Below are 19,793 nucleotides of genomic sequence, written 5' to 3' on the forward strand. Positions count from 1 at the left end.
GCTCCCCTTACGCCTGTTGCTTGCGCAACACACCATAGACCACTTGGTAAGTGGCTGGCAGCCCTTGAGGCTGGCGAAACGCCTCGTAGGCCTGCAGCAAGCGCTGCATGCGAGCCCGCCCGGTCAGGCCAGAAGGCCGGCCTGGGTTGAGATTGTGCGCACCCAGCGCCTTCAGTTCGTGGGTCAGGCTGCGCACATCCGGGTAGTGCAGCACATGTGGGCAACACTGCAATTCGAGTTGCTCGAAACCGCTGGCCGCACACAGGCGTTGGTAGTCTTCGAAACGGCGAAAGCGGTTCACATGCACCAGGCCATCCACCGCCTGCCAGCTGGCGCGCAATTCAGCCAGGGTGCCCACGCACAGGCTGCTGAAAGCCATAACGCCACCTGGGCGCAGTACCCGTTGCGCCTCTGCCAGCACGCTGGCGAACTGGTCGCACCACTGCACCGCCAGGCTGGAGAACACCAGGTCGACGCTGGCATTACGCAACGGCAAACGCTCGGCATCGCCAGCGACGTGATAGTGCGCCCCACCTTGCTCGTTGCGCGCATGGCGCAGCATGCCTTCGGCGATATCCACCGCCACGCCGCTGGCGGCGGCGAAACGCTCGGCCAGCGCCCGGCTGAAGTGACCGGTGCCGCTGCCCAGGTCCAGCCAGCGCGACGGCTGCAGGCCTTCCGGCAACAACCTCAGCAGGTCCTGGCCCACGGCACGCTGCAGCGCCGCCACGCTGTCATAGCTGGCCGCAGCGCGGGAGAACGAGGCCGCCACCTGACGCTTGTCGGGCAGTGCCCCCGGCGGGGTCGGACGGGATAGATCAGTCATCGCCACTCTCATGCAGGAAACTCTTGATGCCCGCCGCCAGCTCCTGCGGGTACTCCAGCAGGAACGCGTGGGAACTGTCTTCGACCAGGCCCACTTCCACATCGGGCAACAGCTCGCTCAGGGCTTTTGCCGCTTCTGCCGGCACCAGTGCGTCGCTGCCGGCGAACAGGTGCAGCTGCGGGCCGGCGTAGGCCTGCAAGGCTTCGCGAACATCCAGCTTCGCCAGCACTTCCAGGCCGGTGGCCAGGTACAACGGGTCGGTGTCCGGCACGCCGATACCCAGCTGGCGCAGCAGGGTACGCGGTTGCTGGGCACCGTCGCTGCACAGCGTACGGAAACGCTTGAGGGTGACCTGGGTATGGCTGCGGCAGCCGTCGAGGAAGGTACCGAAGGTATCTTCGGCCATGCCATGCGGCCAGCCCGGGCGCACCACGAAACTGGGGTTGCTGGCCAAGGTCAGCAGGCCACAGCAGTGGTCGCCGCGCTTGTGCGCCAGGGCACTGGCCAGCATCCCGCCGAACGACCAGCCGCCCAACCAGACATCGCTCGGCAGCTTGCGATCGAGATGCTCGATCCAGGCCTGGACATCGCTGTGCGGCAGCTCCGGCAGGGGCATCAGCTCTACCTGCAGGCGGGTGTCCTGGAGCCGCAGGCTGGCGGCCAGCGGCTCCAGGGACGCAGTGCCCAGGCCCCAGCCGGGCAATAGAACAAGGCGATTACGCATCGGCGTTCTCCAACTGTGGATAACACTCGGCCAATGCATTCAACAATAGCTGCACCTGCGCCTCACTGTGGGCGGCGCTCAAGGTCACCCGCAGGCGCGCACTGCCCGCCGGTACGGTGGGTGGGCGGATGGCCGTCACCAGCAGGCCGCGCTCGCGCAGCATGCGCGACAGGCGCAGGGCCTGCGCGCTGTCGCCGATGACGATCGGCTGGATCGGGGTCGGGCTGTCCATCAATTGCAGCCCGATCTGCCGTGCGCCTTCGCGGAACTGGCGAATCAACGCTGCCAGGTGCTCGCGGCGCCAGGTTTCGCAGCGCAGCAGTTCCAGGCTTTTCAGCGTGGCGCAGGCCAGCGCCGGTGGCTGGCTGGTGGTGTAGATGTAGGGGCGGGCGAATTGCACCAGCGCCTCGATCAGTTCTTCGCTGCCAGCGACGAAGGCACCGGCGGTACCGCACGCCTTGCCCAGCGTACCGATCAGGACCGGAACCTCATCCACGCCCAGGCCGAAGTGCTCGACGACACCGCCGCCATGCTTGCCAAGGGTGCCCAGGCCATGGGCATCGTCGACCATCAGCCAGGCACCCCGCGCCTTGGCGACAGCGGCCAGCGTCGGCAGGTCAGCCAGGTCGCCGTCCATGCTGAACACGCCGTCGGTCACCACCAGGGTATTGCCAACCGCCTTGTCCAGGCGGCTGACCAGGCTGGCCGCGTCATTGTGCAGATAACGGCTGAAACGGGCACCGCTGAGCAGCCCGCCATCCAGCAACGAAGCGTGGTTCAAACGGTCCTGCAGCACGCTGTCACCCTGCCCCACCAACGCGGTGATAGCGCCCAGGTTGGCCATGTAGCCGGTGGAGAACAGCAGCGCACGCGGCCGCCCGGTGAGCTCGGCCAAAGCCTCTTCCACCTGATGGTGCGGGGTGCTGTGGCCGATCACCAGGTGCGAGGCGCCCCCTCCGACCCCCCAGCGCTCGGCGCCGGCCTGCCAGGCGGCAATCACCTCCGGGTGGTTGGCGAGGCCGAGATAATCGTTGCTGCAAAAGGCCAGCAAGGGCTGGCCGTCGACCACCACTTCCGGCCCCTGCGGGCTCTGCAGCAGCGGCCGCTGCCGATACAGGTCTGCGGCGCGCCGTTCGGCCAGGCGCGCGGCCAGGTCGAAGGCCATCTCAGGCCGACGCGGCGTTGTAGAACATCTCGCTGCTGCGCTGCTCGACCAGCGCCTGCTCGATGGCGGCCTGGTGCACTTCGTCGGCGTGTTCCTCGCGGGCTTCGGGCTTGATACCCAGGCGGGCGAACAGTTGCATGTCCTTGTCGGCCTGCGGGTTGGCGGTGGTCAGCAGTTTTTCACCGTAGAAGATCGAGTTGGCGCCTGCCATGAAGGCCAGGGCCTGCATCTGTTCGTTCATCTGCTCCCGGCCGGCGGACAGGCGCACGTGCGACTTGGGCATGAGGATACGCGCCACGGCCAGCATGCGGATGAAATCGAACGGGTCGACGTCCTCTTCCTCGGCCAGCGGCGTACCGGCGACCTTGACCAGCATGTTGATCGGTACCGACTCCGGGTGCTCCGGCAGGTTGGCCAGCTGGATCAGCAGGCCGGCGCGGTCGTCCAGCGACTCGCCCATGCCGAGGATACCGCCGGAGCAGATCTTCATACCGGCCTCACGCACGTAGGCCAGGGTTTGCAGGCGCTCGCTGTAGGTGCGGGTGGTAATGATGCTGCCGTAGAACTCCGGCGAGGTATCGAGGTTATGGTTGTAGTAATCCAGGCCGGCCTGGGCCAGGGCCTTGGTCTGCTCCTGGTCGAGCTTGCCGAGGGTCATGCAGGTTTCCAGGCCCATGGCCTTCACGCCTTTGACCATTTCCAGCACGTAAGGCATGTCCTTGGCCGACGGGTGCTTCCAGGCCGCGCCCATGCAGAAGCGGGTGGAGCCGATGGCTTTGGCGCGTGCCGCTTCTTCCAGCACCTTCTGCACTTCCATGAGCTTCTGTTTTTCCAGCCCGGTGTTGTAGTGGCCGGATTGTGGGCAATATTTGCAATCTTCCGGGCAGGCGCCGGTCTTGATCGACAGCAATGTCGAAACCTGCACGCGGTTAGGGTCGAAGTGCGCGCGGTGCACGGTCTGTGCCTGGAACAGCAAGTCATTGAACGGTTGCTGGAACAGCGCCTTGACCTCTGCCAGGGACCAGTCGTGACGTGTTGTTGCAGTTGTGCTGGCGCTCATCGGTGTTTCCTTGTTTAGGCTGTAGCTGGCGCCGGGACAGGAAAGCCCGCCAGCGCATCACGGTTAGCTCGCATAGTCATGGAAGGCCTATGAACTGTCAACCACACTGGGAAAGGCTGGTTTACAAGTGCTCAATTATTAATCAAACATGTTTACTATGCGACGAGCGTGCCGGGCAGGCCTACCCGCTGTGCGTCGCCTGTGAACAGGCGCTGCCCTGGCTGGATGATCAATGCCTGCGCTGCGCCTTGCCCATGCCGATGTCTGGCCTGACCTGCGCGCAATGCAGCCGCCGCGCGCCGGCTTTCGAGCAAGTGATTGCGCTGTGGCATTTCGGCTTTCCGGTAGACACGCTGGTCAGCCGCTTCAAGCACAAGCGCCAGTGGCCGCTGGGGCGTCTGATGGCGGAGCTGCTGGGCCATGGATTGCTGCATCGCTTTGCAGAGGGGGTGGCCCGGCCCGACCTGCTGTTACCGGTGCCCCTGGCCAGGCGTCGACAGCGCGAGCGTGGTTTCAACCAGGCAGGAATGTTGGCGCGCTGGTTATCGGTGCAGCTCGGGGTACGGTGCGACGAACGGTTGCTGACGCGTACACGCGAAACACCCGCGCAGCAGCAGCTGGACGCCAGGGCAAGGCAGCGCAATTTGCGCCAGGCGTTTGCGCTCACGGGGGAGTTGAAGGGTCAGCATGTCGCCATTGTCGATGACGTGCTGACCACGGGGGCAACCGCGCATACAATTGCCGAGCTGCTATGCACGGCCGGGGCGCGGCGCGTGGATGTCTATTGCCTGGCACGCACGCCCAAACCGGGGTATGCATGACCCAACGATATCTGCCACGGCGCAAACCCCGTGGCCGCTTCACCTGAGCCTTATGACGACTGGATACCATGCCCTTGCCCAGCCTCCTTACCCAGCACATCGCCCGCCGCCCCCAGCGTATCGCGCTGCTGCAGCACGTTGCCGATCAAGGTTCGATCACTCGCGCCGCCAAGGCTGCGGGCATCAGTTACAAAGCCGCCTGGGATGCCATCGACGAGCTCAACAACCTGGCCGGCCAACCGCTGGTCGAACGTAGCGCCGGCGGGCGAGGCGGCGGTGGAGCACGGTTGTCGCCGGAGGGCGAACGAGTACTGCGCCTGTATCAGCGTCTGCAGGCCTTGCAGGCACAAATGCTCGAAGCGGCAGAACAATCCAGTGACCTCGACCTGCTCGGTCGCCTGATGCTGCGCACCAGTGCGCGTAACCAGTTGCAGGGCCAGGTCAGTGGCCTGCGCCGTGAAGGACGGCTTGATCGCGTCAGCCTGACGCTGGGCGACGGGCTGGAGATCGAGGCGCTGATCACCCGCGACAGCACTGCGCGGCTGGAGCTGACGCTGGGTACGATGGTTGTGGCACTGCTCAAGGCCGGGTGGGTGCGGTTGTTGGCGGCAGGGGAAGAGGCCGAAACGGGTAACAACTGCCTGAAAGCGACGGTGCAGGGTGTGCTGGCGGAGGCTGACGGGCCGAGCGAGGTCAGGCTGGCGCTGGGCAACGGGCAGACGTTGTGTGCCTTTGCCGAAGCGGCCTGGCTGGCCGAGCACCGGGTAGCGAACGGCAGCAGGCTACGCGTGCAGTTTCATCCCTCTTATGTATTGATCGGGATTCCCGCGTAGGCGGGTAGCGCGGTTCGCGGGCATGCCGGCGAAGAGGCCGGCACAGGGATAACGCGGTACCATGGGTCTTGTGCCGCTTATCCCCGGAGTTCTCATGTCCCACCCCTTCGACACCCTCACCCCCGACCTGATCCTCGACGCCGTGGAGAGTCTGGGCTTTCTCAGTGACGCCCGGGTGCTGGCACTCAACAGCTACGAGAACCGCGTCTACCAGGTAGGTATCGAAGGTGCGCAACCGCTGGTGGCCAAGTTCTACCGCCCAGGCCGCTGGAGCGATGCGGCCATCCTCGAAGAGCACAGCTTCACCGCTGAGCTGGCCGACTGTGAGGTCCCGGTGGTTGCCCCGATGCAGCATGACGGCCGCACGTTGTTCGAACACCAGGGTTTCCGCTTCGCCCTGTTTCCCCGCCGTGGCGGCCACGCCCCGGAGCCGGGCAATCTCGACCAACTCTACCGCCTTGGCCAGTTGCTTGGCCGCCTGCATGCCGTAGGCGCCAGCAAACCGTTCGAGCACCGCGAAGCGCTGGCGGTCGAAAACTTCGGCCACGCCTCGCTGAAAACCTTGCTGGAAGGTGGCTTCGTGCCCCGTGACCTGCTGCCGGCCTTCGAGTCGGTGGCCCGCGACCTGCTCAAGCGTGTGGAAGACATTTATGCCCGTACGCCGCACCACCTTATCCGCCTGCACGGCGACCTGCACCCCGGTAACCTGATGCATCGCGACGAGGTGTACCACGTGGTCGACCTTGACGACTGCCGCATGGGGCCGGCCGTTCAAGACCTGTGGATGATGCTGGCCGGCAGCCGTGAGGAGCGCTTGGGGCAACTGGCTGAACTGATCGATGGCTACAACGAGTTCCACGACTTCGATCCGCGCGAACTGGCCCTGATCGAAGCACTACGCGCGCTGCGCCAGTTGCACTACAGCGCCTGGCTGGCGCGGCGCTGGGACGACCCGGCCTTCCCGCCCAGCTTCCCCTGGTTCGGCCAGCCACGCTACTGGGGCGACCAGATCCTGGCATTACGCGAACAATTGGCGGCTCTGGGTGAACCGGCATTGAAATTGTTCTAGAAGCACGCCCACCTCTGTCTACAATAGGCGTCGCTTCATTTAGCTACCTAAGCAAGGATTCTGCATGCACGCCGCAAACCCGCGTCGCGGGTACCTACTGGGCCTGAGCGCCTACATCATCTGGGGGCTGTTTCCCCTGTACTTCAAGGCGATCCAGAGCGTCCCGGCGGTGGAAATCATCGTTCATCGGGTGCTGTGGTCGGCGCTGTTCGGCTCGCTTCTGCTACTGGTGTGGAAACACCCCGGCTGGTGGCGCGAACTGCGCGACAACCCGCGCCGATTGGGCATCCTGGCCCTCAGCGGAGCGCTGATTGCCGGCAACTGGCTGACCTATGTATGGTCGGTAAACAACGGCCGCATGCTTGAGGCCAGCCTGGGTTACTACATCAACCCGCTGATCAATGTGCTGCTGGGCATGCTTATTCTTGGCGAGCGCCTGCGCCGCCTGCAATGGCTGGCCGTGGCCATGGCCGCCGTGGGCGTGGCCCAGCAGGTATGGCAGGTGGGCAGCCTGCCATGGGTGTCGCTGGCGCTGGCACTGAGCTTCGGCTTTTACGGGTTGATCCGCAAACAGGCACCGGTAGCGGCACTGCCGGGCCTGGTGGTGGAAACCTGGATGCTGGTACCTCTGGCCCTTGGCTGGTTGCTGCTGCACCCGGCGGCAATGAGTGCGCAGAGCGTGTTCTATACCAGCAGCGAAGCGTTGTGGCTGATGGCCGCAGGGCCGGTAACGCTGATACCGCTGGTGTGCTTCAACGCTGCCGCACGGCACCTGCCGTATACCACACTGGGCTTCCTGCAGTACCTGGCGCCGACCCTGGTGCTGCTGCAGGCGGTGCTGCTGTTCGACGAGCATCTGTCCTCCAGCACACTGGTGGCGTTCATGTTCATCTGGGCGGGGCTGGCGGTGTATAGCGTCGATGTGTGGTTGAGTTTGCGCAAGCGTAGCTGAACAAAAAATGACCATTACCCTGCAGGCCGCACGGTTCGTGGCCTGCAGCGACATCTCCAAAGGTTATCCACACCCTCGTCCCCGCGCTTTGTGCACAAGCTGCTGATTTGTGAGTGTTTTTTGAGCAAAGCCGTACAAGGCACGGGTCCTTTGGGCTGGAGAGGTACACCCCCAGGTTATCCACAAGGCCTTCCCCGTATTATCGGGATAACACGGAGGCTGCAAAGCGGCCTGGCGCTCTCTGACTATTCGTGCGGGCGCAGCTTCAATTCCACCATCAAATCATCTGCCAGGCTCTCCAGTTTCTGCTGCAACTGATCCAACGGCAGCGTCAACGGCATGGCCAGCAACGCATCGGCATGAAACAGCGGCTCGCTGCTCATCGGTGCCGGGCGCACTTCAGTGGTAAAGCGTTCGAGGTTAACCCCCAGGTCTGCCAGCAATCGGGTAATGTCACGCACGATACCCGGCCGGTCATTGCCCACCAGTTCCATGGCAATCGGTTTCCAGGTGCATGACGGCTCGATCCCGCTCTCGGCGATCAGCACACGAATGTCATACCGCACCAGCCCTTGCAGCGAGGCCACCAGCTCGTCGTAGTTTTCTGCCGGCACAGCCACCCGCAGGATGCCGGCAAACTGTCCGGCCATGCGCGACATGCGGCTTTCCAGCCAGTTGCCACTGTGGTCGGCAATGCACTGGGCGATACGCTCGACCTGGCCGGCCTTGTCCGGGGCAATCACAGTCAGTACAAGATGATCCACAAGCCCTTCCTCGTGTGTCGGACCGCGCCGGGCGGCGGGAAATCAGGCGATCGACTCAGTATAGGCAAGGCGCGGCAACCTGCCGCAGGGCAATTTGCATGACTAATCGTGTACTGTTTCAAGATTTATCTGGAACAATCCACCTGTTTTTTGCGAACATAGCCACTCCCAGCGTGACCATACGCGACCAACGGGTCGCATAACGGCGCTTTTAGTCTGATTTTGCCCCGCCTACTGCTTCATGTAGTATCCCGTGGCGCGGACTACAAAACGTCGTTTGGATGTCTGCCAAGGCGCCTGTGAAAATACGCACACTGTCTGCCAGCCGGTCTGGCAGGCCACACCCAGCCGCGCTCGGACGTTACCCGGGCGCATGCACTGGTGCCGTGTTTAGAGAAGCGCTACAGGCTTAATACAGAAGAGCGAAATAGCTGAGCAGAGTGAGGCAAGCAATGACTGGATACGTTCAAGTCGGTGGCCTTCAGGTCGCCAAGGTCCTGTACGACTTCGTGAACAACGAAGCCATCCCCGGGACCGGCATCGTCGCCGAGCAGTTCTGGGCCGGTGCAGAAAAGATCATCGATGACCTCGCTCCAAAGAACAAAGCCCTGCTCGCCAAGCGCGACGAGCTGCAAGCCAAGATCGACGCCTGGCACCAGGCACGCAAAGGCCAGGCCCACGACGCCGCAGCCTACAAAGCATTCCTCCAGGAAATCGGCTATCTGCTGCCACAAGCAGACGATTTCCAGGCCACCACGCAGAACGTGGACGAAGAAATTGCCCACATGGCCGGCCCGCAGCTGGTCGTCCCGGTGATGAACGCCCGCTTCGCCCTGAACGCTGCCAATGCCCGCTGGGGCTCGCTGTATGACGCGCTGTATGGTACTGATGCCATCAGCGATGAGGGCGGTGCCGAGAAAGGCCTGGGCTACAACAAGGTACGGGGCGACAAGGTCATCGCCTTCGCCCGCGCCTTCCTTGATGAAGCCGCACCACTGGCAGCCGGCTCGCATGTCGACTCCACCGCCTACCGCATCGAAGCTGGCAAGCTGATCGTCGCCCTCAAAGGCGGCAGCAATAGCGGCCTGCGCGACGACGCCCAGCTGATCGGCTTTCACGGCGATGCCAGCGCACCGACTGCCGTGCTGCTCAAGCACAACGGTCTGCACTTCGAAATCCAGATCGATGCCAGCACCCCGGTCGGTAGCACCGACGCCGCCGGCGTGAAGGACATCCTGATGGAATCGGCACTCACCACCATCATGGACTGCGAAGACTCGGTCGCCGCTGTCGATGCCGACGACAAGGTGGTCGTCTACCGCAACTGGCTGGGCCTGATGAAAGGCGACCTGGCGGAAAACGTGAGCAAGGCTGGCAAGACCTTCACCCGCACCATGAACCCGGATCGCGAATACGCCGCGCCCAACGGCGGCAGCGTGACCCTGCACGGCCGTTCGCTGCTGTTCGTGCGCAACGTTGGCCACCTGATGACCAACCCGGCGATCCTCGACGCCCAGGGCAACGAAATCCCTGAGGGCATCCAGGATGGCCTGTTCACCAACCTGATCGCCCTGCACAACCTCAATGGCAACACCAGCCGCAAGAACACCCGCACCGGCAGCGTGTACATCGTCAAGCCGAAGATGCACGGGCCGGAAGAAGTTGCCTTCGCCGCCGAGATCTTCAGCCGCGTCGAAGACCTGCTGGGCATGAAGCGCAACACCGTCAAGGTCGGCATCATGGACGAGGAGCGCCGCACCACGGTCAACCTCAAGGCCTGCATCAAGGCAGCCGCCGAGCGCGTGGTGTTCATCAACACCGGCTTCCTCGACCGCACCGGCGATGAGATCCACACCTCGATGGAAGCCGGCGCCGTGGTGCGCAAGGGCGCCATGAAGAACGAGAAGTGGATCGGCGCCTACGAGAACAACAACGTCGACGTTGGCCTGGCCACCGGCCTGCAAGGCCGAGCGCAGATTGGCAAAGGCATGTGGGCCATGCCTGACCTGATGGCGGCCATGCTCGAGCAGAAGATCGCCCACCCGCTGGCCGGCGCCAACACCGCCTGGGTGCCTTCGCCGACCGCCGCCACCTTACATGCGCTGCACTATCACAAGGTGGATGTGCAGGCGCGCCAGCGCGAACTGGCCACGCGTACCCCCGCCTCGGTGGACGATATCCTGGCCATCCCGCTGGCGCCCGACACCAACTGGTCGGCCGAAGAGATCCGCAACGAACTGGACAACAATGCCCAGGGCATCCTCGGCTACGTGGTGCGCTGGATCGACCAGGGCGTCGGCTGCTCGAAGGTACCGGACATCAACAACGTCGGCCTGATGGAAGACCGCGCCACTCTGCGCATCTCGGCCCAGCTGCTGGCCAACTGGCTGCGCCACGGGGTGGTCAGCCAGGACCAGGTGGTGGAGAGCCTCAAGCGCATGGCCGTGGTGGTCGACCGGCAGAACGCAGGCGACGCCTTGTACCGGCCGATGGCCCCGAACTTCGACGACAACATCGCATTCCAGGCAGCTGTGGAGCTGGTGCTGGAAGGTGGCAAGCAGCCGAACGGTTACACCGAGCCGGTACTGCACCGCCGTCGCCGCGAGTTCAAGGCACGTAACGGGTTGTAAGTAGCATCTGTACACGGGGCCGCTTTGCGGCCCCAAACCGCTTCAGCTGATCTGCAGCTCTTTCCTCACCAGCTCCAGCAACCTCTCCAGGTCCACCGGCTTCAACAGGAAATCCACCACCCCCAGGTGCATCACGTCCACCGCCTCTTTGACATCGGTGTCGCCGGACACCACGATAATCGACAACGCTGCCCGCTCCGACTCGCGAATCTGCCGGATCAGCTCCAGGCCATCCTCGGGTTGCATGCGCAAATCGGTGATCATCAGGCCTATGCGCGGCTGATAATACAGATAGAGCCTGGCTTCCTCGGCGCCGTCCGCCCCCACGCAGTCGATACCCCGGCTTTTCAGGTAATAGATCAGCGCATCGCGGTTGGCCGCGTTGTCATCCACCACCAGCACCAGTGGCTTGGCCGCCGCCGGCGCATTGGCCAGGGCCAACGCCTCGCGCTCGGCGTCGCTCAGGATGTCGTGTGGCTCAGGCATGGTCATCTCGTCAAAAAAACTCCGCTTCAGCTTTAGGACCACAGAACTTGCGTAACTCGTCCCGCCTTTCGTCGGGTCTTTGACGGGCCGCTCATAGACTTACGTCCAATGGGCACCACCCCGCTGCAAGCCGACCATGGAGGCAGAGAACAACATGGTCGGTACCTATATAGATATATATAGATCGGCATAGCGATACGGTCAGTTTCATGAGCAAAAAGGACGCCTACAGCCAGGCGGGCAGGACAGCAGTGCTGCAGAACATCCAGGGTACCCTGCAGTTCCTGCAGCGCTTTCCGCCGTTCAACCAGATGGAGCACAGCCACCTGGCCTACCTGGTCGAGCAGTGCCAGCTGCGCTTCTATGCCTGCGGCGAAAGCATTGTCAAACCTGCCGACGGGCCGGTGGAGCACTTCTACATCGTCAAGCAGGGCCGCGTGGTCGGCGAGCGCCAGCACCTGGTCAAACCCGGTGTCGAGACCACGTTCGAGATCACCAGCGGCGAATGCTTCCCGCTGGCTGCCCTGCTCGGCGAGCGGGCGACCCGTACCGAGCACCTGGCCGGTGAAGACACCTTCTGCCTGCAGTTGAACAAGGCAGCGTTCATCCGTGTGTTCTCGATGTCCGAGGTGTTTCGCGATTTTGCCCTGCGCGGCGTAAGCAGCCTGCTCGACCAGGTGAACCAGCAGGTTCGTCAGCGCGCCGTGGAAACCCTCGGCACCCAGTATTCCCTCAACACCCCCCTCGGTGAGCTGGCCATGCGCCACCCGGTGGTGTGCAGCGCCGATACCCCGCTGCGCGAGGCCGTGCGGATGATGCACGAGCAGCAGGTAGGCAGCATCGTGGTGGTGGATGCCCACCGCTACCCCACCGGGATTTTCACCCTGCGCGACCTGCGCCAGGTGGTGGCCGCAGCCGATGCCGAGCTGGGCGCGCCGATCGAGCGACACATGACCGCCCGGCCGTTCTACCTCAGCCCCCAGGCCAGCGCCTTCGACGCGGCCATGGCCATGACCGAGCGGCACATTGCCCACGTATGCCTGGTGGAAAACCGCCGCCTGTGCGGGGTGGTTTCAGAACGCGATCTGTTCTCCCTGCAACGGGTCGACCTGGTGCACCTGGCGCGCACCATCCGCCATGCCCCAAGGCTGGAGACCCTGGTCTCGCTGCGCGGCGAAATCAGCCAGCTGGTCGAGCGCATGCTGGCCCATGGCGCATCGTCCACGCAGATAACCCAGATCATCACCCTGCTCAATGACCACACCGTGTGCCGCGTGATCGAGCTGGCACTGGCCGAGCGCGGCGACCCCGGCGTGCCGTTCAGCTGGCTGTGCTTTGGCAGTGAAGGGCGCCGCGAGCAAACCCTGCACACCGACCAGGACAACGGCATCCTCTTCGAGGCAGCCGACAGCGCCGATGCCAACGCCATCCGCAGCCGCCTGCTGCCACTGGCGCAATACATCAATCAGTGCCTGGCCCAATGCGGCTTTACCTTGTGCAAGGGCAACGTCATGGCCGGCAACCCGGAATTGTGCCTGTCGCGCAGTGAATGGGCGCGGCGCTTTGCCGGCTTTGTCCGCGAAGCCAGCCCGGAAAACCTGCTGGGCTCGAGCATCTACTTCGACCTGCGTGTGGTGTGGGGCGATGATCAGGGTTGCGAGCAACTGCGCCAGGGCGTGCTCGAACAAGTGGCCGACAACCGTCTTTTCCAGCGCTTGATGGCTGACAACGCCCTGCGCCAGCGCCCGCCGGTTGGCCGCCTGCGCGAGTTCGTGCTGACCCGCCAGGGCAACGACAAGGCTGCCACCCTCGACCTCAAGGTCCAGGGCCTGACGCCCTTCGTCGATGGCGCCCGGCTGCTGGCCCTGGCCAATGGCATCGGCGCCTGCAATACCCTGGAACGCCTGCGCCAGCTGGTCGCCAAGGGCGTAATCGAGGCGCAGGACGGCGCGGCGTATGAGGAGGCCTACCACTTCATCCAGCAAACCCGCATGCAGCAGCACCAGCGCCAGACGCGCGACAACCTGCCGTACTCCAACCGGCTCGACCCGGACAGCCTCAACCACCTTGACCGGCGCATCCTGCGCGAATCCCTGCGCCAGGCTCAACGCCTGCAAAGCAGCCTCGCCCTGCGGTTCCAGTTATGAGCCTGTTCACCTGGTTGCGCCCCAGCGCGCCCGAGCTGGACGTTGCCACGCGCCAGCGCCTGGCCCGGCTGGCCAAGCCCGCTCCCCTGGGTGTGTGTACCCTGCGCGAACAGCGTTGGGTAGTGCTGGACCTGGAGACCAGCGGCCTGAACCTCAACCGTGACCAGGTGCTATCGATCGGCGCCGTGGCCATCGAAGACGGCGCCATCGACTTTGCCCAGCAGTTCGAACGCACCCTGCACCGGCCAACGCACAAGACCAACGCCAGCGTGCTGCTCCACGGCCTGGGCCCAAGTGCCCTGGCGGCCGGTTGCGACCCGGCCGAAGCCTTGCTCGACTTGCTCGAGTTCATTGGTAACAGCCCGGTGCTGGCGTTCCATGCCCCCTTCGACCAGCGCATGCTGGCCCGCGCGTTGAAGGAAAGCCTGGGCTATCGCCTGCTGTCGCCGTTCCTCGACATTGCCGAACTGGCCCCGATGCTCAACCCCGACACGGTACTGCGCGAGGCTGGTCTCGATGACTGGGTGGCGCGGTTCGGCCTGCAGGTGGAAGAACGCCACCATGCCAGTGCCGACGCCCTGGTGACCGCCGAGTTGGCGCTGATCCTGTTCAGCCAGGCCCGGCGCCAGCAGCTGGACAGCCCGTTGCAACTGGAGCAGCGACTGCGCGGGTGGCGGCGGCGCAAAGTCCAGAGTCACGGCCTGTAATCGCTTTTGCAGTTCTGGCCTTTCCATGATGGCCATCCGATAAGCGCCCATTGCGCCCTGCCCCTGCCTCTGTAACAATCGCGAATAATTATCGTTAGTTAATGCATTCGTTCCGGGGGCGCTGCTTGTCTTCTGCACAGAGTCCAAATGTCGATCTGGTCGGTGCGCTGTACCGCGACCATCGCAGCTGGCTGCTCGCCTGGCTGCAACGCAGCATGGCCTGCCGCCAACGTGCCGAAGACCTCAGCCAGGACACCTTCGTACGCCTGCTCGGCCGCGCGCAACTGGACACCCCCCGCGAACCCCGGGCATTCCTCGCTGCAGTGGCCAAGGGCCTGTTGTTCGACCACTTCCGCCGCGCCGCGCTGGAACAGGCCTACCTGGCCGAGCTGGCCCTGATGCCGGAAGCCGAGCAACCTTCTCCGGAAGTGCAGCACCTGGTTCTCGAGGACCTCAAGGCCATCGACCGCCTGCTGGGCAAGTTGTCGAGCAAGGCGCGCGCGGCGTTCCTGTACAACCGTCTGGACGGCATGGGCCATGGCGAAATTGCCGAGCGCCTGGGCGTTTCGGTGTCACGGGTGCGCCAGTACATCGCCCAGGGCCTGCGCCAGTGCTACACGGCCCTGTACGGGGAGCCAACGTGAGCAATGCCCCGGTTTCATCCCGCGTGCTGGAAGCCGCGATTGCCTGGAAACTCAGCCTCGACAGTGGCAGTGGCACGCCCGATGACCGCAGCGAATTCATGCGCTGGCATGCTGCCAGCGAGGAGCATGCCCGCGCCTGGCGCCAACTGGGCGCGATGGACCAGCGCGTCGGCGCGGCAGCCGGCCCGGCACGCCAGGCCCTGGTGCAGTCGCGCGTCGGCCTGCGCCGGCGTATCGGCAAGGTTGGCAGTGGGCTGGCCGGCATGTTCCTGCTCGGCTCGCTGCTGGCTTGGGTCGGCGCACCGTCGCTCGCGCCGAGCTACTGGCTGGCCGACCAACGCACCGCCACCGGAGAGCTGCGTACCCTGCGCCTGGAAGACGGCACCTTGCTGAGCCTGAACAGCCATACCGCCGTGGATATCGACTACGCAGGGGAACAGCGGAGCATCGTCCTGCACCAGGGGGAAATCTCGGTACAGACCGGCCATCAGGACCCGCGCCCGTTGCTGGTCAGCACCGACGATGGGCGCCTGCGTCCATTGGGCACGCGCTTCCTGGTGCGCCGTGAAGCCAAGGGTACACGCCTGGAAGTGCTGCAAGCCTCGGTCGCCGCCATGCCGCTGAACAGCGGTGATGAACAGGTGCTGCGCGAAGGCCAGCAAGTGCTGATGAACGCCAACGGCCTTGGCCGGGTCAGCGCGGTAGACGCCGGTGCCGACGCCTGGACTCGCGGCATGCTGGTGGTGGACAACGTGCGTCTGGCTGAACTGCTGGCCGCATTGGGGCAGTACCGCAGCGGTTACCTCGGCGTGGATGCCAAAGTCGCCGACCTGCGGGTGACCGGCAGCTTCCCGCTGACCGACACCGACCTGGCCTTGGCGTCGTTGGTGCCGGTATTGCCGGTGAAGATCCAACGGCATACCCAGTGGTGGGTGACCGTGGTGCCCAAGTAGCGAGCAGGCCCGTGTTGGAGCGGTTCATCCGCGAACGACGACGAAGCCGGTCCATGCACCGGGTTGGATAGTTCGCAGGTAAACCCGCCCCCACAGGGTCGGCAAGCGCCAAGTTGAAATAATTCTCGATATTTTTCAGATTCGCCCTGTCACTTTTCCAATCTCGCTCGGCAAGGAAGCAGTAAGCACTTACCCGTCGAGGAGCCGCTGCATGTCCCGTGCTGTTGAACGTATCCTGCGCCCCAGCCTGATCGCCCTGGCCATCGCGGTAGCCGCGCCAGTGGTCAGCCCTGCCCTGTACGCCGCCGAGCCAACCGCCGCGCGCGCCTACGACCTGCCCAGCGCCCCGCTGGCTTCCACCCTCAACCAGATCGCCAGCCAGACCGGCATCGCCCTGGCCATCGACCCGGCTCTGGTCAGCGGCCGCAGTTCGGCCCCGGTAAGCGGCCAGTACGACGGCCTGGGCGCGCTCCAGGCCGCCTTGCTCGGCACCGGGCTACAGCTGCAACAGAGCAGCGTTGGCAGCTACAGTCTGGTGCCAGTCCCGCAAGGCAGCCTGGCCTTGCCGGCAACCACCGTGGAGGGGGCCAGCATCAGCGAAAGCGCGTGGGGTCCGGTCGAAGGCTACGTGGCCAAGCGCACCGCCGTCGGTACCAAGACCGATACCGCCCTGGTCGAGGTGCCGCGTTCGGTCTCCGTCGCCACCCGCGAGCAAATGAAAGACCGCGGCGTACACAGCCTCGACGATGCCGTGCGCTACATGCCGGGTATCGTGTCGGCCAGCTTTGGCAGTGACACGCGGTATGACTGGATGCGCGTGCGGGGCTTCGAGCCGACCCAGTTTCTCGATGGCCTGCCGTTGCCACGTGGGGTATACGCGAACCCAAAAGCCGAGACCTGGAACCTCGACCGCCTCGCCCTGCTCCGCGGGCCGGCTTCGTCGATCTATGGCCAGACTCCGCCCGGTGGGCTGCTGGACATGGTCAGCCGCCGCCCGCAAGCGGAAAGCGCGCATGAAGTCGAGCTGCAATACGGCAGCGACAACCATCGCCAGATCAACTTCGCCAGCACCGGCAAGATCGACGACGAAGGCCACTTTCTGTATGGCGTCAGCGGGGTCATCCGCGACGGTGGTACGCAGATCGACCATATCGACGACAAGCGCTACAACATCGCCCCGAGCCTGACCTGGAACATCGACGAAGACACCTCGCTCACCTTGCTCACCCAGTTCACCCGCGACGATACTGGCGCCACCAGCCAGTTCCGGCCAATCCAGGGCACCAAGATCGACATGCCGTTCGGCAAGATCTCCCACCACAAGAACCTCGGTGACCCTGACTACGAATTCTACGACCGCACCTACTACGCGCTGGGCTACGCCTTCGAGCACCGCATCAACGACGTGTGGCAGTTCCGTCAGAATCTGCGCTACACCAAGTCGGATCTGGCCTTCCAGACGATCACGCCCGGTAGTTACAACAAGGACAATCCTCCGGTGAAAGACGACGGCACGGTCAGCCGCATGTCCACCAACACCGACGAGGACATCAGCCAGTTCGCGGTGGATAACAACTTCCAGGCCGACTTTGCCACCGGTGACATTACCCACACCTTGCTGATCGGCCTGGACCACCAGCGCATCAATACCAACTACCTGTCGATATTCGGCTTCAACGTGCCGGACAGCAACGTCAACAAACCGGTTTACGGGCTGCCGATCACCCGTCCGGACCGCTCCACCGCGTTCTACGACTACAACCAGAAAACCCGCCAGACCGGCGTGTATGTCCAGGACCAGATGGCCCTCGACAATTGGCGCCTGACCCTCGGTGGGCGTGAAGACTGGGTGCATACCGGCACCAGGTTCTTCAACCAGAGCGATGCCACCAATACCCAGCGCGACAAGAAGTTCAGCGGCAACGCAGCCATCAGCTACGTGTTCGATTCAGGCTTCGTACCCTACCTGTCGTATGCCGAGTCGTTCCAGCCGTCCAGCAATGCCAGTGTGTCGGCAACCGACTCGTTCAAGCCCACCGAAGGCAAGCAGTGGGAACTGGGCGTGAAATACCAGCCTCCGGGCTCCAACACCCTGCTGTCGGCGGCCGTGTATGACCTGACCCAGAAAAACGTCTCGGTGACCGACAGCGTCGGTGGCGTGACCATCACCAGCCAGACCGGCGTAGTGAAAGTGCGTGGCCTGGAACTCGAAGCAGTTTCCGATGTGACCGAGAACCTGAAGCTGATTGCCGCCTACACCCTGGCCAAGTCGGAAGTGCAGGATGGCGATTTCAAAGGCAACCGCCTGCAACTGATGCCCAACCAGCAGGCGTCGGTGTGGGGCGACTACACCTGGCATGCGGGCGTACTCGATGGCTTCGGCATTGGCCTGGGTGCGCGGTATACCGGCAATACCTATGGCGACCAGGCCAATACCTACCTGGGCAAGGCCAACGCCTACACGGTTTTCGATGCTTCCGTGCATTACGACCTGGGCCGCCTGAACAACAGCCTGAAGGGCGCTTCAGTGGCGGTCAATGCCACCAACCTGCTGGACAAAGACTACCTCTCCACCTGTGACTCGTACTACTGCTACTACGGTGACGAGCGTAGCGTCGTGGCCAGTGCCACTTATAAGTTCTGAGTGCACTGGGGCCGCCTTGCGGCCCCAGTCACCAACAGGCAAGCAATCGGTACTGTGATGAAAAGCCCAACCATCCGCCGCTGGTCGGTGATCCACACCTGGAGCAGCCTGATCTGCACACTGTTCCTGCTGTTGCTGGCGCTCACCGGCCTGCCACTGATCTTCCACCACGAACTCGGACAGTTGCTCGGCGACGCGCCCGAACTGCGCGAAATGCCGGCCGACACCCCGCATCTGGACCTTCAGCAACTGCTGGCCAGCGCCGAACAGCATCGCCCAGGCGAAGTGGTGCAGTACTTCGGCTACGACGAAGACGAACCCAACGGCGTGATAGCCATCACGGCTGCCACCGCCGGCACCGAACCCAACGCCTCGCATACCTTCATGCTCGACGCCCGCACCGGCGAGCCGGTGCCCATGCCCGCCGCCAATGGCGGCTTCATGATGGTGATGCTGCGCCTGCATGTCGACATGTTCGCCGGGTTGCCCGGCAAGCTGCTGCTGGCCTCGATGGGCGTACTGTTCATGGTCGCGATCATTTCCGGCATCGTGCTCTACGCGCCATTCATGCGTCGCCTCCAGTTCGGTACGGTACGCCATGACAGGTCCCGCCACTTGCGTTGGCTCGACCTGCATAACCTGATCGGCATCGTGACCTTGGCCTGGGCACTGACGGTAGGGGTCACCGGAGTCATCAGCGCGCTGTCCGACCTGGTCATCGCGGCCTGGCGCAACGACAGCCTGGCGGCCATGGTTGCCCCTTATCGTGACGCCCCACCCCTCACCGAGCGCGCCTCGATCAGCCAGCTGCCAAGCATCGCCAGGCAATCCACCCTTGGCATGCGTCCCGACTTTATTGCCTTCCCCGGTACCCGTTTCTCCAGCGAGCATCACTATGCGGTGTTCATGAAGGGCACCACGCACCTGACCTCGCACCTGCTGACACCGGTGCTGATCGATGCGCGCACCCTGCAAGTGACCGCCGTTGGCGCTCGTCCCTGGTACATGGATGCAATGGGGTTGTCGCAGCCGCTGCACTTTGGTGATTACGGCGGCAGGCCCATGCAGATCCTCTGGGCCGTGCTCGACGTGCTGACGATCGTGGTGCTCGGCAGTGGCGTCTATCTATGGTGGGGCAAGCAACGGCGTGCCAGGGCGGTAAAGGCATGAGCCATCGTTCGCAATCTTCTGCCAAGGTCTTTGCCTGGCCGGCAGCCATTGCCCTGCTCGGTGCACTGGGTTTGTTCGCGGCCCTGCTCGGTGACGGCGCCTGGGACATGCTTGCCTGGTTCGGCCTTGGCATCCCGGCATGGCTAGGCCTGCGCAGCCTGTTGTGGCGGTGAGGTAGCCAGCTACCGCCCGGCCACC

The 19,793-nt window shown here is 64.0% G+C and carries 18 protein-coding genes; 12 read left to right on the plus strand and 6 right to left on the minus strand.

Going from position 1 to position 19,793, the window contains the following annotated elements; genetic code table 11:
- Nucleotides 1-7: 7 nt before the first annotated feature.
- From bioC to bioB, 4 genes are read right to left on the minus strand one after another with little or no spacing between them, the layout of a single operon-like run.
- Nucleotides 8-826 carry a malonyl-ACP O-methyltransferase BioC gene (gene bioC / locus ACVWZT_RS07060; protein WP_457468732.1) on the minus strand — a complete coding sequence of 273 codons (819 nt, stop codon included), beginning with the start codon at nt 824-826 and terminating at the stop codon, nt 8-10.
- Complete coding sequence (locus tag ACVWZT_RS07065) at nt 819-1,550, minus strand: alpha/beta fold hydrolase (protein WP_457468733.1); 732 nt, start codon at nt 1,548-1,550, stop codon at nt 819-821. The genes bioC and ACVWZT_RS07065 overlap by 8 nt, the downstream gene beginning before the upstream one ends.
- The gene (gene bioF / locus ACVWZT_RS07070; protein WP_457468734.1) at nt 1,543-2,715 is read right to left on the minus strand and encodes an 8-amino-7-oxononanoate synthase; all 1,173 of its coding nucleotides are present in this window, start codon (nt 2,713-2,715) and stop codon (nt 1,543-1,545) included. The genes ACVWZT_RS07065 and bioF overlap by 8 nt, the downstream gene beginning before the upstream one ends.
- 1 nt (nt 2,716) lies before the next feature.
- Nucleotides 2,717-3,775, minus strand: a complete 1,059-nt coding sequence (gene bioB, locus ACVWZT_RS07075; protein WP_296234709.1) for a biotin synthase BioB — start codon at nt 3,773-3,775, stop codon at nt 2,717-2,719.
- Between the two features lie 89 nt (nt 3,776-3,864).
- On the opposite strand from bioB, the gene ACVWZT_RS07080 reads away from it, so the two are divergent.
- The 4 genes from ACVWZT_RS07080 to rarD all read left to right on the plus strand — a co-directional run bounded on the left by ACVWZT_RS07080 (nt 3,865) and on the right by rarD (nt 7,450).
- Nucleotides 3,865-4,596 carry a phosphoribosyltransferase family protein gene (locus ACVWZT_RS07080; protein ID WP_457468736.1) on the plus strand — a complete coding sequence of 244 codons (732 nt, stop codon included), beginning with the start codon at nt 3,865-3,867 and terminating at the stop codon, nt 4,594-4,596.
- 68 nt (nt 4,597-4,664) lie between these two features.
- Nucleotides 4,665-5,429 (plus strand): TOBE domain-containing protein, encoded by a 765-nt coding sequence (locus ACVWZT_RS07085; protein WP_457468737.1) that lies wholly within the window; start codon nt 4,665-4,667, stop codon nt 5,427-5,429.
- 94 nt (nt 5,430-5,523) lie between these two features.
- The gene (locus ACVWZT_RS07090) at nt 5,524-6,498 is read left to right on the plus strand and encodes a serine/threonine protein kinase (RefSeq protein ID WP_457468738.1); all 975 of its coding nucleotides are present in this window, start codon (nt 5,524-5,526) and stop codon (nt 6,496-6,498) included.
- 64 nt (nt 6,499-6,562) lie between these two features.
- Nucleotides 6,563-7,450 carry an EamA family transporter RarD gene (rarD, locus tag ACVWZT_RS07095; protein ID WP_457468740.1) on the plus strand — a complete coding sequence of 296 codons (888 nt, stop codon included), beginning with the start codon at nt 6,563-6,565 and terminating at the stop codon, nt 7,448-7,450.
- Between the two features lie 245 nt (nt 7,451-7,695).
- Here rarD and ACVWZT_RS07100 read toward each other — a convergent pair whose 3' ends face one another.
- Nucleotides 7,696-8,214: a glycine cleavage system protein R gene (locus tag ACVWZT_RS07100; RefSeq protein WP_296234717.1), complete on the minus strand. Its 519-nt coding sequence runs from the start codon at nt 8,212-8,214 to the stop codon at nt 7,696-7,698.
- A 452-nt stretch (nt 8,215-8,666) separates the two neighbouring features.
- Between ACVWZT_RS07100 and ACVWZT_RS07105 the strand changes: the two genes are divergently transcribed.
- Nucleotides 8,667-10,844 carry a malate synthase G gene (locus ACVWZT_RS07105; RefSeq protein ID WP_457468741.1) on the plus strand — a complete coding sequence of 726 codons (2,178 nt, stop codon included), beginning with the start codon at nt 8,667-8,669 and terminating at the stop codon, nt 10,842-10,844.
- Nucleotides 10,845-10,886: 42 nt separating this feature from the next.
- On the opposite strand, the gene ACVWZT_RS07110 is transcribed toward ACVWZT_RS07105, so the two are convergent.
- Nucleotides 10,887-11,330 (minus strand): response regulator, encoded by a 444-nt coding sequence (locus ACVWZT_RS07110; RefSeq protein ID WP_296234723.1) that lies wholly within the window; start codon nt 11,328-11,330, stop codon nt 10,887-10,889.
- A 209-nt stretch (nt 11,331-11,539) separates the two neighbouring features.
- Between ACVWZT_RS07110 and ACVWZT_RS07115 the strand changes: the two genes are divergently transcribed.
- The 7 genes from ACVWZT_RS07115 (at nt 11,540) to ACVWZT_RS07145 (ending at nt 19,768) form a co-directional block, all read left to right on the plus strand.
- On the plus strand, nt 11,540-13,477 hold the full coding sequence (locus tag ACVWZT_RS07115; RefSeq protein ID WP_457468744.1) for a putative nucleotidyltransferase substrate binding domain-containing protein: 1,938 nt from the start codon (nt 11,540-11,542) through the stop codon (nt 13,475-13,477).
- Complete coding sequence (locus ACVWZT_RS07120) at nt 13,474-14,184, plus strand: 3'-5' exonuclease (protein ID WP_296234726.1); 711 nt, start codon at nt 13,474-13,476, stop codon at nt 14,182-14,184. The genes ACVWZT_RS07115 and ACVWZT_RS07120 overlap by 4 nt, the downstream gene beginning before the upstream one ends.
- A 101-nt stretch (nt 14,185-14,285) precedes the next feature.
- Nucleotides 14,286-14,828 (plus strand): RNA polymerase sigma factor, encoded by a 543-nt coding sequence (locus tag ACVWZT_RS07125; RefSeq protein ID WP_296234727.1) that lies wholly within the window; start codon nt 14,286-14,288, stop codon nt 14,826-14,828.
- Nucleotides 14,825-15,781 carry a FecR domain-containing protein gene (locus ACVWZT_RS07130; RefSeq protein ID WP_457468746.1) on the plus strand — a complete coding sequence of 319 codons (957 nt, stop codon included), beginning with the start codon at nt 14,825-14,827 and terminating at the stop codon, nt 15,779-15,781. The genes ACVWZT_RS07125 and ACVWZT_RS07130 overlap by 4 nt, the downstream gene beginning before the upstream one ends.
- A gap of 211 nt (nt 15,782-15,992) precedes the next feature.
- Nucleotides 15,993-18,425, plus strand: coding sequence for a TonB-dependent siderophore receptor (locus tag ACVWZT_RS07135; RefSeq protein ID WP_457468748.1), 2,433 nt, complete (start codon nt 15,993-15,995; stop codon nt 18,423-18,425).
- 57 nt (nt 18,426-18,482) lie between these two features.
- Nucleotides 18,483-19,595: a PepSY-associated TM helix domain-containing protein gene (locus tag ACVWZT_RS07140; RefSeq protein ID WP_457468749.1), complete on the plus strand. Its 1,113-nt coding sequence runs from the start codon at nt 18,483-18,485 to the stop codon at nt 19,593-19,595.
- Nucleotides 19,592-19,768: a hypothetical protein gene (locus ACVWZT_RS07145; protein ID WP_296234734.1), complete on the plus strand. Its 177-nt coding sequence runs from the start codon at nt 19,592-19,594 to the stop codon at nt 19,766-19,768. Before ACVWZT_RS07140 ends, ACVWZT_RS07145 begins: the two co-directional genes overlap by 4 nt.
- The last annotated feature ends 25 nt before the right edge of the window (nt 19,769-19,793 follow it).

This window comes from Pseudomonas sp. TE21394, assembly GCF_054057835.1.